Raw genomic sequence first — 13,481 nt, 5'->3', positions numbered from 1 at the left:
TCCCTGTATCCGAGCGATGAGTGGGGCCGCACGGTGTTGTAGTGCTTTCGCCAGCTTTCGATGACGGCTTTTGCCTCGGCGAGGCTGTAGAAGATCTCGCCGTTGAGGAGCTCGTCGCGAAGCTTGGAGTTGAAGCTCTCGCAATAGCCGTTCTCCCAAGGCGAGCCTGGCTCGATGAAGGCCGTCTTCGCGCCGACCGCTGTGATCCACTCCCGCACCGCTTTGGCGGCGAACTCGGGACCATTGTCCGAACGAACATTCCCCGGCACGCCGCGCAGGACGAAGAGGTCCGACAAGACGTCAATGACATCGGTGGACTTGAGCTTCCGGTCTATCCGGATCGCGATGCATTCCCGGGTAAACTCGTCGATCACGTTCAACATGCGGAACTTGCGGCCATCGTGGGTGCGATCCTCCACAAAGTCGTAGGACCAGACATGGTTGGGACACTCCGGTCGTAGCCGAACGCAGGATCCATCGTTCAACCATAAGCGGCCCTTCTTCGGTTGCTTTGCAGGGACCTTGAGCCCTTCGCGCCGCCAGATCCTCTCGACACGTTTGACGTTCACGGCCCAGCCTGACGAACGCAGCATCGCTGCGATCCGGCGATAGCCATAGCGGCCATACTGGGTCGCAAGCTCGACGATGTCGGCTGTCAGCGCTGCCTCGTCGCTCCGTCCCACCGGCACCCTGCGTTGCGTAGACCGATGCTGCCCCAGGACCCGGCACGCCAGCCGCTCCGACACGCCAAACTTCATGATGGCGTGGTCGATGCAGCGTCGGCGGCGGGAGGGGCTCAGAAGTTTCCCGAGGCAGCCTCCTTGAGAATGAGCTTCTCAAGCGTCAGATCCGAGACAGCCTTCCGTAGCCGCTCGTTTTCCTTCTCCAGATCCTTGAGCCGTTTCACCTGGTCGGACTTCAGGCCGCCAAACTCCTTGCGCCAACGGTAATAGGTGAACGCCGTCACACTGATCGTTCGGATCGCTTCCGCGACTGGGCGCCCCTGGGACAACAGCACGTCGACCTGACGTAGCTTCGCGACGATCTCTTCAGGCTTATGTTTCTTCTGCGGCATCACGGGCATCCTCCAAAGGCTCGAAAGCCTACTTCAGGGAGGGCCACTTTTCAGGGGGCAGACCACAGACGAGGAATGGGACGCGAGCAAGGATGGTGCGCTAATCGATTTTTGCCGATACGGAAGGGCTCAGCCCGATCAGGACAGAGCCGGAATGGACCGAATGCTTTTGCGAGCCGCCTTAGTAGGGCTGGTTTCTGAGTTTCGGGCGCGCGAGGCCTGAACCATGCATATGACTTGATCAGTTGCCTCTGCCGGCATCGAGCATGGGGGGAGCTTGGATCTCCGGGATATTTGTCAGATCACCAGTCCGGTCTGCGATCCAGCCAACGAGCAAAAGTGGCCCAAAGCAGAAGGTCTGGTTCAATAGGGGCGAGTGATCGCCGAGGGGCCACTGAGACATTTTAGTGCCTCAACAACTGTTGGCCCAGGAGGCGAATTTTCGGAAAGTTGCTGCGTGCGCTGTGACGTTGCCCCTCGAGCTCAATCAAAACCTTCAACTTCATCGGCTTCGTCGTCATGCAACAGTTTTGCGAGCAGGACGTACCGGTTCAGGGAGGCCATGCTGATATCGCGCAGGCATCTCTCCTTAAGCTTGAGAGCTTCTGCTCGGACGACTGCGCGCAGTTCTGGTGAATGGATACGGAACTGTTCGCTTTCCTCCAGCATGCAGTGAAGAGTGCGGTCCCATGGGGCGCATGTTTTGGATTGAAATGTTTTCGGCCCGACAGCATCGACGGCCATTGCATTTATGCACGACACGAAGATCGAGCCCCCAACCATCGCTATAATAATTCGCATGAGCCGATACCTCACAAGCGGATCTGGTCTTGTTTGTATGCAGTGCTGTAGATTTTGATCAAACGCATGGTATTTATTGGTAGTAGTATCATGTGAAGCATGTAAATAGGATGTATATTTTATATTAATGCTATAGAAAGCAAAAATATTGCAAAGGCGGCTATGTATCTTGTTGCGCTAACGCCTTGAATTGTCGCGTCGATATTTGATACATTCACAATGGCTTTTTACTTCATTGCTGGAGCAATGACATTTTATGGTCCGCAAACTGGGACGTTTGGAAGGTACTGAACGTGACCTGAGACCCTTTTTTCCTCCGAACTGAGGGAGAGTCCTGGGTTTCATTTCTGGTCTTAGGCGGCCTGTTTTTCCAGCGTGGATTTGTGGGCGAATTCGGCGGGCGTTATGTTGCCGAGGGCCGAATGGGGGCGATGTCGATTGTAATCCTCCTTCCATAAGGTGATGGCGCTGCGAGCCTCGGCGAGCGTCGAGAACAGCGTGTCGTTGAGACACTCGTCCCGGAAGCGCCCGTTGAAGCTCTCGACGAAGGCGTTCTGCGTCGGCTTGCCGGGGGCGGTGTAGTGCCACTCGACACCGGTCTCTTGGCACCAGCGCAGGATCGCCATCGAGGTGAGCTCGGTGCCGTTGTCGGAAACGACCGTCTCCGGCTGGCCGCGCAGACGGATGACGCCATCCAGTTCCCGAACCACGCGTAGGCCCGAGAGCGAGGTGTCGGCGACGAGCGCCAGGCACTCGCGTGTGTAGTCGTCAACGATGGCGAGCACCCGGAAGCGGCGGCCGTCGGTGATCGTGTCGGAGAGAAAATCGAGGCTCCAGCGCGCATTGGCCCGATCAGGCACGAGCATGGGCCTGCGCGTGCCCAGCGCTCGTTTGCGGCCGCCGCGTCGGCGCACCTGCAGCTTCTCCTCGCGATAAAGCCGCCGCAGCTTCTTCTGGTTCATCACGATGCCCTGACGGTCCAGCATGATGTGGATCCTGCGATAGCCGAACCGCCGGCGCTCTGCCGCCACGGTCTTCATCGCCTCGCGCAACAGAGCATCGTCGGGACGGCTGCTCGTGTAGCGCACCGTCGAGCGGTCGATCTTCAAGGCCAGGCACGCCCGACGCTGGCTCACCGCATGCACCGTGCAGGCATGAGCCACCGCCTTCCGCTTCGCATCGGGCGTCACCATTTTTTTGCGGCGACATCCTTCAGGATCGCGTTGTCGAGCAACTGCTCGGCCAGCAGCTTCTTCAGGCGGGTATTCTCGTCCTCGAGGGTCTTCAGTCGGCGCGCGTCCGACACGTCCATCCCGCCATACTTCGCCTTGAACTTATAGAAGGTCGCCGAGGAGATGCCGTGCTTGCGGCAGACATCCCCCGTCGCCGCTCCGGCCTCCTGCTCCTTCAACATCCCGATGATCTGCTCTTCCGTGAATCGTGAGAGGCGCATCGTCCGTCTCCTTGAGCGACGGACTCTACTCAAATCTGGAGGAGGATCAGGGTCTCAGGTCAAACGCTAAATTCGTGTTGCGCTGCACATTTCGTTGCGGGATCTGTCTCGACACCGCTCATTGTGTTTCGGATGTTGAGTTATTGTGTTTCGGATGTTGAGATAAAGGTTGCCGAGCGAGGGATTCAGATGGCCACGCCGACAATTGATATGGATCGCTTGGCGATGTTCGACCTCGTCAGAACGAAAGATCCGGGTGACATCAGCGGGAAGACGCAGGTAACGGAGCGCAGCGTTAAGTCCAGCCGCGTCTTCACGTATCAACTGCAGGATCGCACGTTATGGGGAACGCGGTTCGATCGGCCAATTTTCACTTTGGCGACACGCTGCTCAGGTTCGATCCTGGCGAGCTACGCTGACAACAGCTTCGCAATGGACGTTTCCGTCGATGGCGACGATGGCGAGCTCTATTGTTTCACGTCGATTCTGAGCGGCCATGCGACCTTGCACAGGCCCATGGTCGGCCACGGTTGCGGCCTCGCCTGGAGGCCTGGCCCGGGTACGACGCTATCCGTGAGCGACAGCAACGCGCGAACAAACGTCTTCTTGAAAGTGAGCGAGATGGAAGGCGCACTTGAACACTTGCTCGACGAGCATCTACGTCAGCCGCTTAATTTCGAACCAACGCTTGACTGGAACACCGGGCCGGCGGCGAGCCTCAAGCGTCATCTCGACTTTGTCATAGAGGAGTTTCAGCGAGCGGATGGCATCTTCGCGAACGCCGTTGGGCTCGCATCCCTGACCGATTTGCTCATCTCGCTCGCGCTCCGTGGCGCGCCGCATAATCACAGTGGTCGGCTCGCGATCACCGCTACAAGCGCAGTCCCGGCATATATCCGGCGAGCGGAAGAATTTATGCGTGCCCATGGCACAGAGCCGATCCGCATGGGGCAGGTTGCGGCTGCCGCCGGATGCAGCCGGCGAACGCTTGAGGCCGTGTTCAATCGTTTTCGCGACCAGACGCCGTTAGCCGCTCTCCATCGTATTCGACTCGACCTGGTAAGAGATGAACTGGCCAACCGCTCGACTGAGGCGGTTGTCAGCGAAGTTGCCCGCCGACACGGCTTCACGAATTTGGCGCGGTTTGCGACCGCATATCGCCGCCGGTTTGGTGAGGCCCCCAAAGAGACCGCTCGGCATACGCTCAAAGGGCGGTGGCGGCCGGGCTAGGCGGCGGTTTGCGTGGTCACTTCGGTGCTTTCCTACGTCCGTTCTGAGGTAATGGCCTAACGTCGGCAGTTTGGCGCGAGCCAGCCTAACTGGGACGCCGAGATCAACTTCCGCTTCCCACCCAACCCAGCCGATGCGCGACATGATCGCCAGCCGTCAGCCGTGCGCCAGCAGCCGACTCTGGCTCGGCGCTGAGAAGCGGACATTCGGGATAGGCTTGCTCAGCCCCCGGTCCCGCCCCCGAACTGGACGCAGAGCAGGCGCTTCTGAGCTGGCGATCCAGGCGCCGGCCATGCTGGAGTTCAGCAGATGCGCCCCCGCCGAAGCCGGCGTGATGCGAGCACCCCTCGCCAATCCCTGTCCCGAAGTGTTTTACCAGGTGACCTTGATTCCGAGCCTCCCGTCATAGGCGTGGGAGCGTCCATTGATGCCGATCGAATAGCCAGCCGACGCGTAGAGCGAGGTCGCCTTCGTGATCTGGGCATCGACACCCGCCTTGACCTCGGCCCAGGCGCCGCCAAGGTCGGAGCGGAACGGAATGAAACCGGTCGCTGACGAGAACGAGGTCTTTGGGTTGCCCAGGAACTCGTTCCAGAGGCTGGCCTTCAGCCAGGCTGTCATGAGCCGCGGGCGCGTCCCTGGCGCGGCGTCGTCCAGCGTCCAGCTCTTGGCGAGGCGCGCACCCAGGCGACCGGCAAGCGAGTCGACGTCGCTGAAGCGCACCAGAGCCGCACTATCCTGGGCGGAGCCGTTTGCTAGCGTCTGGTAGATCAGCTGGGCTTGGGGCTCGATGATCCAGCCTTGGCCAAGCGCAATCGGATAGCCGCCTTCGAGCGATGCGGCGAAGCCAAAAGCTTCGCGCTGCAGCGTGAGGAGGCGCTTCGAATCCGCCTCGGCATCGAACCAGGTGCCCTGGACGACGCCGTCGAGATACCAGCCCGACGGGCCGAAATGCGTCCAATACGCTCCGAGCGAGTAGCCATCGATCGTGTTGGTACCGGCCTTGATGCCGCTGAAGTGCGTGACATCGCCCTGGATCCTGCCGATCGCAGCGTAGAGTCCCGCATGGTCTCGGCTGCCATCCGCGTTGAAGTTGCGGTAGAGATCGAGACCCGCCTGCAGAGCGTAGATGTCGTAGTCAAAATTCGGCCCGTTGCGGAAAATGCCGCCGGGCCCGCCGTCGTGATTGCCATGGGTGCCGATGATACGGCCCCATCCAGCCGGTGCAAAGGAACGGCGGGCGGCGACTTCGCTGGCCGGCAACTGCACGGTGGTGGTGCAACGAAAATTCATCTCGGGGTTCTTGCACCAGATGGTGCGCTCTTCGGTCACCGCAGGCGCCGCGAGTGGGTGCAACTCGCCGACCCGCTCGTGCAGGCTATCGATCAAGGTGCGGCCATAGAGCAGGGCCATCGACGGCAGCGCAGCGTAGAGCGACACTTCGCGGCGATAGTTCGGAATACCCGAGTTCGGAGGGGTTGGACTGGGTGTCGGATCGGGTCCCGGTGGTACGGGGACAAAATCCGAGCGCAGATACCAGTTCTGCACCCCTGTCGCGTCGACGCTGCCGCGAAACAGCGCGTACTCATAGGGCCCTGCCACCACCGGCCCGCCGAGCGCGAATGTGCCAGGCTGGGTGCTGCCGCCAGCGGGCGTGGCCACGACCAGGATGCCGTTGCTCGGGGTGAGCGCACCGCTGCCGCCGGCGTTTCGCACGACGATGCTGGTGGGTCCACCCGCGCCGACGCTGGTCTGATCGACCACGAGGACGTCAGACTGCGAAGGCAAGCCGTCGTTGAGCACCGAATCCAGCCGAAGCGAGCCGCCGTTTGAGACAAAGGTGCCGCCTCCGAAGCTGCCGGCTGAGCGCGCGCCGGTAATCACCAGGACGTCGCCAGCGACAGGGTTGGCCTGAAGGTCGATCACCCCGCTGTTGATGAAGCTGGCGGCTCCCACGATTTGTCCCTGAACTGGGCCAGACAACGCCATGGCGTTCAGCGCATTCGCCTGCGGCAGGAATTGCCCGCTTGCGTCGAGAACGCTTGCCTGAGGCGAGCCCGGCAGTGCCAGCGTTCCGGTATTGACAAAAGTGTTGTTGGGACCCTCGCCGAGGTCTGCAATCGCCACCCGCAGCGTATCCCGTACGCCGTCTCCATTCGTATCGGCGAAATGCCTCAGGTTGAACGCGCCATTGTTGAGAACGCTGTTGTCGCCGCCTGTGAATTGCACGAAGCCGGTGATGAGACCGTTGTTGGTGACCTGCGGATCGCCGGCAATCGCGCGGTCGGACCATGCGCCGATGCTGCCGTTGTTGGTCAAGGTCGAGCCGCCGGGCGAATTCAGAAAAATACCGGCGGCCTGTAGACCGTAGGTCGGGCCGATGCTGGTAAGATCAGTCTGCCAACCCCCCATCACCGATCCGGCCAGAACGTTGACCGTCACGCCGCCACTGCCGCTGGTCGCGCTGATCCCGGTGCCGAACTCCCCCTGGGCGAGCACATCCTTGCTCGTATTGACTAGCACCGAGCCAGTTATCGCGGTCGGTACCGGATTTATCGGTTGGATGTCAGTGAGTAATCCAGGGCTTCTACGGAGTATCGTGCCGCTGCTGTCGGCGAGGATGCCGACTGCGTTGGAGCCGTTCGTCGTGTTGATCGGCCCGGAGGAATTCACCATTATGCTACCGCTGCCAGAAAGGGCTGTGATGCCGGAGCCGTTCCCGCCAAAGGTTGTAATGCCCGGGCCGGTATAGGTCACATCGATTTGCGCAGCTGCACCGTTTAGGGCGCGAATACCGGCCGGTAGATTAGCGGAATCGGTGGTCAACGGTCCGGAACTCGTGATTGCCGATGCCACGTTCGCAGTTAACTTGTCGGTGGCTGCGCTCGAACTTGAAAAGACATAGACCCCGGGGCCCCCAAATTGCGTGCCGCTCACATTGATGACGGTGCCGGCCGCGGTGGTGACCGTAGCCGAACCGCTGCTGCCACCAACCCACGCGAGGATGCCTCGGGGCCGAGCTGCGTCAACGTTGATCGTGCCGCTATTGTATGTCACGGACGCATCGCCGGCCGCACTGGCTACCAGTAACGTGTCACCCGAATGAGCGAGCAAGCCGTACTGGCTGGGCCCGACACCAGTGCCCGCGACGACGTTGACATCTCCCGAAGCCACGACGATGGCGTTGCCAATGCCGCGGTTGTCCGCCTGTATGCCGCCCGATTCAAGTCCGCTTGAGGTGAGGCGCTGACCGCTCCAGTTTACGCTCGCCACATGAGGAGACCCCGTTAGGTTTGGCATTGCGAACGCCAATATCGCCCAGTCGCTTGCGGTGCCGTTCACATCAATCGTGGTGTTCGTTGCCGTAATTATGGCGTCGCCGCTCGATTGTATTCGCAAACCGGTGTTGTTGTTGCTAAGCGGATTGGCGACATTGGCGATGGTTACATCATTCGCAGTGATGGTGATGTTAGCACTGCCCAGGGTCACGCCAGTGGTGTTAGCGGCGTTGACGGCGTTGACGCCGCCCGGGCCGGGCGGGATGACGACATTGACACCCGGCAGAAGCGTGAGGTTGATGGGGGCGTTAGTACCAACGCCGTCGGCATTGATGCCGCTAGGATAGGGGTTGCCACCCGGCGTACAGGTCGTGTTGTCGAGGAGACCCGCGCACTGCGCCAGCGCCGGCTCCGCCACGCTTAAGGTCAAGGGCGTAAGTGCGGACGCCGCCATAAGCAAAAGCTTTCGACGTCCAGCGCCGACGCTTCGCAAGATGCAGGGAGGTCGAATCGCGGCATCGCAAGTCATGCAGCCTCCACATCTCAAGTCGCGCGCCTAATAGGCCCGCTCTCACCTATGTGGCGACTTCGAATCGCAAAGTGGCAACTCCGAGTCGCGCACCAAGAGAAGAGTTCGAGAGTCGATAATTTTTGTCAAACGGCATCTACTTGCTCCGACAAGAATTCCGCGCCGTGTTGCAGAGATACTGCTGGGGGCATGCCCATCCGCCCTGGCCGTCGGAGGCGTGGGACGCCGTTGATTGGCGCGCTCGCTTGGCAAGCACGCTTGCCTTCGATGCTGGCGAGATAGGCGCGCAGTTCCCGTTCGGGCCCACGCCAGGAGGCGATGCCCTTGCCCTGGAGTTCGGGGGCTTCCTTCCATCCTTCGGGATCAGGAACCGGCTGTGGATCTCGGCTGCCCGTCGCGTCTGCTTGGTAAAGCCCTGCACCACGTTGGATTGGCGGTTGCGGCATTCCAGCGAGCCGTTCGCCTTCAGCCGCGCCCATTCATGCTTGGCGAGTTCCAGCCGGTGATCGACGAATTTCCGGCGTGTCGAGATCGTGCCGAAGATCTCGCCCAGACTTCGAAGCCTGCATCGCTGCCCCCTACGCGGTTGTCGCAATCAGCCTTCACGTCCAATGTGTCTAGCGAAGAGCATGGAGACGATATGATTCTGTTCGAACAGCTCGCTTCCCGCATCAAAGGGCCTCCGGCCGAGAACGAAGATTGGTGGCATCTCTGCTACAACTCCGACACCAACGAATTTTACGTCGAGCACGAGTGGAGCCACGTCCCGATTGACGGATTGCAGCTGAATGGCGGCACCGAAAAACATGATGCTAACGCGTGGGTAGGTCCGGGCGCCGAGCACATTCCTCATGCCAGGAACATGTTGTTGGATCGGGCGAACGCCTACAGGGCCCAAGCTCAAAAGCGCCCAGTGGCATGATCGGAAACGCCCCCTTGTCTCGACGGCGAGGGGTTGATTGACCACCAAAGCGTCAATGCTGTGGATTGCCGACAGGCGCTCGTACTCTGCTTTGGAGTGCTCGGCTTGAATCATTGATGTGAAGGCGGCCCTGGAAGCCCCTGCGGCGGCAACTTTCTGTGAACCCGAAAAACCTGTCTTAACTACGACGCCGCATCGCAAGCGCAAATCGTCGATCGCTATGCAAAGTACATTTGAGGCGATTGGCGTTCCGTGTCAGTATTCGTCATGGGAATGGTGATAATCGAGATCGTTCCTCTCTTCCGCCCTTGCCTATGCGTTCCTCGCCTATGTCTTCTGGTGGGTTCATGAGGGCGTGCCATGTTGGCTCAAAAGCGCGGGCTTGCCCGCCTCATGCTTAGGCTCCCCGAATTCCGCAATCGCTTCGTGCGAATGCAAGACCTGCGGTTTCGCGGCTTCTGCGAGGAGTACGACGTCGTCTGGGAGGTGATCACCCGGTGGTCCCAGGACACACGCTGCTCGATGTTCAGCCTCGACGATTACCGCCGGCTCGCGACCTCGATCGAGAGCGACGCCATCGCGATGGCAGAGGCCGTTCCGGTTCCCGGCGCCATCGCCAGAGCGGCCAAGCCGCAGGTAACGCAGTCGGCATCCCCGGAGGATGACAGCCAGACCCGCTGACGGAACCCTCCCAGCGAGGGCAACGCCTGCAAGTCTCCGCCAAGCTTGGCGCAGTCTGGAGCATGAGGAATGCCATCCTGGTTCGGCCTGCCCGCGTCGCGGCCTGTCGGGCAGGTTGCCAGGCATGGGTCGCTGCGCGCTGAGGGCACGAATCACCACCGCGTAGTTCGCCTAGGCGCCGCATCTCATTGGGCCGCCGGCCGACTGTCGCGACTTTGCTCGGTCGCATTAAGTGACTGGTGGAGGAGACTGCGTGGCCTGAGCGGCTATGCCAGTTTCCGTTCAATTGCAGATCGGGCGGCGTTGAAGGTTGCTTCTGCGCCCGGCACAGCGCCTTGCTGCTGTTCAAGAATGAGAAGGGCGATTTCGTAGATCTCCCTAATGTCGGCGGCCTCCAAAATGCCTTTCTGCACAAGGCTGCGCAGTAGGCCGGCCATGGTTGCGGAGGAGACGAGGTTTGCTGCGGCGATGCCGTGCGAGGAGGCAAGCGACATCGCGCGCTCATTGGGCCGCTGGATGTGCAGGTTCCGGTATGTCGTGGCCGTTCGCTGCGTACAACGTAATTTTGTTACGCAACGTGCGGATGGAGATGCCGAGCAGAGAAGCGGCATGGGTGCGGTTGCCGCCGGTTTCCCGCAGCGTTGCCAGGATCAGTTGGCGTTCGACAAAGGCAATTGGCAGGCCGACGAATTGATCCACGACGGATCGCACAGCATCGAGCAGTTGCATGGTCACGGTCCTCTCCGAGCCCCCCAACTCTGATGGACACCTTAGAATGACGCCCGCCACGGTTAAGGAGCGGTAAACCGACATAGTGGGTGGGCAAGCGCCGCTGGCACCGGTGAGCGTGATCGTGCCGGCGAGCCCATTGTCCGGGCCATTGCCGCTGATCGCCGACGCAAATACGTAGTTGGTGGACGTGTGATTGAAGTTGATCGCAGCCGTGCCGTCTATGGGCCGGCGCCCACCTGTTCCGCGCTCTGTATGTGGGACCTGATGGTGACCAAGGCTGATCTCCCGGAGCGACTGCTCCAGCTTGCTTCACGCTCCGATGGGGCCACGTTTGCCCTGCTCTCCGAGGCTGCCGAAGCCCTCGCTCGCATGTCTGCGCCAGCGGTGGAGCTGCCCAACCCGCCAGCCACGCCCGCTACCGTGGAGACCGCGAAGGCGCACATCAACGACCGCGCGGACATGCTCGTTGACATCCAGGTCATGGCAATGGACGCGGTCGCCTCTCTGGAGCAGCGTGCCGAGCTGGCCGAGGCCGCCCTAGGCGATGCGCAAGGCACATGACGCCATCGAGGCCCGCGCCGCCAGGATGGCCCAGGCGCTTGATGAGGTCAGGGCCGCGGCGGTCGCCCATCTGCCGCCCACCAGCATCTCGGCGACGGAAAGCCTTCGCCTCGTCGTTGCCGCCACGGACGGACCGGAGATCAACGCAGCCACGCACTTCTTCCGGAAGGGCAAGGCATGAGCGAGCACTGCCAGCGTTGCCGGGTCAGGGTGTCCGACGACGCCGACGGCATCACTGCCCGCATCAAGGCCGGCAAGGTCCATCCGAGCGCGTATGAAGGGCTGATCCTGTTCTCTTCTTGACCAGGCTGCCTAGCGGGATCACCGTCCGGCATTGCACGACCTCGCCATGACACGCTTCGACGGCAGGAGCCGCAGCAGCGGATTGGCCGACACTGATCCAAGGCTCCCCGGCGACGGCCTCCCCAGGAAGGATGGCCGGGTGCAGAGACCCCGTAGAGCCAATTTCCAGCTGGTCTCTACGGGGTTTTTCCTACGTTGATGTGCAATAATTTCACCAGATCCCGATAGACCAACCTTGACTGCCCAAAAGCAGACTCCCTGGATGTCGGGAAAGGGCCAGGAGCGGTAGCAGCCACCGGCCTTCAATGTCTCCGATCGGTGATTTTGATCATGACGATGCCCCGCGGCGAAAGCGCGGCAGATCGTCGGACCTCGAGGGCATTTCCTTTGAGGGTGTGGGCGGGTATTGCCATTTCTTACGAGCGATCTACAGGTTCGAGGGCAATCGTAGAAGCATGTAGCTTTTGCGCTGCAAGCACTACTTCCAGCCGATTGCGGGCGTTCAGCTTGGCCATCAGGTTCGTCATGTAGCCCTTGATGGTTTTGTCGCTGAGCGAAAGCTCGTGAGCGATCTCACTGTTCCTTTTCCCGAGCAGCAGCAGCTTGACGATCTGCTCTTCGCGAACGCTGAGCCTGTTTTGGACCGCCTGTTTTCGTAAGAGGGCCCTATCTTGCAAGGCTCCGATCACCTTGGTCGCGAAAGCAGGGGTGATGTAAACCTCACCTTGCTGCGCGGAATGGAGTGCCTGGAAGAGATCAGCTGCTGGGCTACCTTTCAAGACATATCCCTTGGCACCGGAATCCAGAGCCTCGATTGCATCATCCGCGTTTGTTGAGGCTGTGAACACGATGATCTTCATCTCGGGAGCGATTTTCAACGCCTCGGAGATAGCGTGAAAGACATCCCCCGCCATATGCAGATCGACTATCATTTCATCGGGACGATGCGCTCTCGTGATCGACACGATGTCATCCGCAATATTCCCGGTCGCAGCGAGCGTGAAACCGCCGCTCCGCTTCAGTAGCGCGGCGATCCCCTCCATCAGCAAGGGATGATCGTCGATAATTGCAACAGAACGTTGCGACATGCCCAGCCGATCCTCTTTGCTTTACCTCCCCAAGCCGGACTCTGAGGTTTGCGTAGTTAACGTCCTTTGTAAATACTTCCAACAGAGATTGGTGTTGATCATAGTTCTACTATAAACTAACATGCCGAAATTCCGTCCCCATGACGCCCACGAGCCGCAGCTCGCATCCTGGAACACGAACGATAGCGCGCCTTGGGCTTCGAACCGACCGGATCTCGGTCGCCATGATTGAGCTCGTCGAGCGCGCACAAAAAAGTGGCCGGCGTACCTTCGCTCAAACATGCGCACTTGAATGTCACAAACATTAGGCTTTTCAGTCGGCCCGGTATCTGGCTATGCCGACTCCAAGGAATCTAAAAGCGAGTCCAAACTTGTATCAAATCAAAGCCACCGTTCGAAATTCCAAGATTACGAACCCTGCTATGTCAGCTTCTGATGCACTCCGATTGCTTCGCGAGATGCAGGCACAGCCGGGCGTGACTTCATGCGCGGCTTTCCAGAAAGGTGTATTGGTCGGCCAATCCGAACTTGAGAGCGCGGCCCGCCACGAGCGTCATTTCAGCTCATAGTTCCGCAGCACACTGCCCAATCTGGCTTCGGCGTGAATCGGGCAAGTCAGTGATCTCAGAAATTCGCCAATCTGGCGCAGACGAAATCAAACCCTCCGATCCGCAGTGGATTAGCCGCCTACTTTGAGTTGGTTGAAGCAGTCGGGCACACAGTGCATATGTATACTATCTCTGCCTAAACCTTCGGAAGGCAGAGCCGTCGGCAAGACACCGGGTCCGGAAGGGTCAAGCTTCCGGACCCTTTTCATTTTGATTTTTG

13 protein-coding genes and 1 pseudogene are annotated in these 13,481 nt (G+C 60.2%); 6 read left to right on the top strand and 8 right to left on the bottom strand.

Annotated elements, in window-relative coordinates; genetic code table 11:
* From BIWAKO_RS34065 to BIWAKO_RS34050, 3 genes are all read right to left on the bottom strand, one after another.
* Positions 1-1,075, bottom strand: a protein-coding gene (locus tag BIWAKO_RS34065) for an IS3 family transposase (protein WP_141740482.1) whose coding sequence is annotated in 2 segments (ribosomal slippage) — positions 1-811 and positions 811-1,075 — 1,076 coding nt annotated over the 2 segments. Because the reading frame shifts where the segments join, the coding sequence is not laid out codon by codon here. This gene is flagged as partial in the annotation.
* 483 nt (positions 1,076-1,558) lie between these two features.
* On the bottom strand, positions 1,559-1,819 hold the full coding sequence (locus BIWAKO_RS34055) for a hypothetical protein (protein ID WP_141740481.1): 261 nt from the start codon (positions 1,817-1,819) through the stop codon (positions 1,559-1,561).
* A gap of 410 nt (positions 1,820-2,229) precedes the next feature.
* Positions 2,230-3,329 (bottom strand): IS3 family transposase gene (locus BIWAKO_RS34050; protein ID WP_371332375.1). Its coding sequence is split into 2 segments (ribosomal slippage): positions 2,230-3,068 and positions 3,068-3,329, totalling 1,101 coding nucleotides; the frame shifts between segments, so codons are not numbered across the junction.
* A gap of 189 nt (positions 3,330-3,518) precedes the next feature.
* On the opposite strand from BIWAKO_RS34050, the gene BIWAKO_RS34040 reads away from it, so the two are divergent.
* Positions 3,519-4,559, top strand: a complete 1,041-nt coding sequence (locus tag BIWAKO_RS34040; RefSeq protein ID WP_176733517.1) for an AraC family transcriptional regulator — start codon at positions 3,519-3,521, stop codon at positions 4,557-4,559.
* 372 nt (positions 4,560-4,931) lie between these two features.
* On the opposite strand, the gene BIWAKO_RS35130 is transcribed toward BIWAKO_RS34040, so the two are convergent.
* On the bottom strand, positions 4,932-8,255 hold the full coding sequence (locus BIWAKO_RS35130) for an autotransporter family protein (RefSeq protein ID WP_176733516.1): 3,324 nt from the start codon (positions 8,253-8,255) through the stop codon (positions 4,932-4,934).
* A 469-nt stretch (positions 8,256-8,724) separates the two neighbouring features.
* A pseudogene (locus BIWAKO_RS37535) lies at positions 8,725-8,916 on the bottom strand (NapC/NirT family cytochrome c); the annotation flags it as partial.
* Positions 8,917-9,006: 90 nt separating this feature from the next.
* Here BIWAKO_RS37535 and BIWAKO_RS35805 point away from each other — a divergent pair.
* Both BIWAKO_RS35805 and BIWAKO_RS34020 read left to right on the top strand, forming a co-directional pair.
* Positions 9,007-9,288: a hypothetical protein gene (locus tag BIWAKO_RS35805; RefSeq protein ID WP_141740479.1), complete on the top strand. Its 282-nt coding sequence runs from the start codon at positions 9,007-9,009 to the stop codon at positions 9,286-9,288.
* A 360-nt stretch (positions 9,289-9,648) separates the two neighbouring features.
* Complete coding sequence (locus BIWAKO_RS34020) at positions 9,649-9,969, top strand: hypothetical protein (protein ID WP_069883352.1); 321 nt, start codon at positions 9,649-9,651, stop codon at positions 9,967-9,969.
* A gap of 266 nt (positions 9,970-10,235) precedes the next feature.
* Here BIWAKO_RS34020 and BIWAKO_RS34720 read toward each other — a convergent pair whose 3' ends face one another.
* Entirely contained in the window at positions 10,236-10,463 is a 228-nt protein-coding gene (locus BIWAKO_RS34720) for a hypothetical protein (RefSeq protein ID WP_074471720.1), read from the bottom strand.
* A gap of 7 nt (positions 10,464-10,470) precedes the next feature.
* The gene (locus BIWAKO_RS37045) at positions 10,471-10,698 is read right to left on the bottom strand and encodes a helix-turn-helix domain-containing protein (protein WP_074471719.1); all 228 of its coding nucleotides are present in this window, start codon (positions 10,696-10,698) and stop codon (positions 10,471-10,473) included.
* Positions 10,699-10,965: 267 nt separating this feature from the next.
* Between BIWAKO_RS37045 and BIWAKO_RS34010 the strand changes: the two genes are divergently transcribed.
* From BIWAKO_RS34010 to BIWAKO_RS37260, 3 genes are read left to right on the top strand one after another with little or no spacing between them, the layout of a single operon-like run.
* Positions 10,966-11,262, top strand: a complete 297-nt coding sequence (locus BIWAKO_RS34010) for a hypothetical protein (protein ID WP_141740478.1) — start codon at positions 10,966-10,968, stop codon at positions 11,260-11,262.
* A complete protein-coding gene (locus tag BIWAKO_RS34005; RefSeq protein ID WP_069883349.1) occupies positions 11,246-11,443 on the top strand; it encodes a hypothetical protein in 198 nt (65 codons plus the stop codon). The genes BIWAKO_RS34010 and BIWAKO_RS34005 overlap by 17 nt, the downstream gene beginning before the upstream one ends.
* Positions 11,440-11,565, top strand: a complete 126-nt coding sequence (locus BIWAKO_RS37260; protein WP_274533628.1) for a hypothetical protein — start codon at positions 11,440-11,442, stop codon at positions 11,563-11,565. Before BIWAKO_RS34005 ends, BIWAKO_RS37260 begins: the two co-directional genes overlap by 4 nt.
* Positions 11,566-11,981: 416 nt before the next feature.
* Here the strand turns inward: BIWAKO_RS37260 and BIWAKO_RS34000 are convergent, their stop codons facing one another.
* Positions 11,982-12,653, bottom strand: a complete 672-nt coding sequence (locus BIWAKO_RS34000) for a response regulator (protein ID WP_069883348.1) — start codon at positions 12,651-12,653, stop codon at positions 11,982-11,984.
* Positions 12,654-13,481: the final 828 nt, after the last annotated feature.

Source organism: Bosea sp. BIWAKO-01, assembly GCF_001748145.1.
Taxonomy (GTDB): domain Bacteria; phylum Pseudomonadota; class Alphaproteobacteria; order Rhizobiales; family Beijerinckiaceae; genus Allobosea.
The sequence above is the reverse complement of the archived record's forward strand: the minus strand, read 5'-3'. Positions and strand labels throughout refer to the sequence as shown.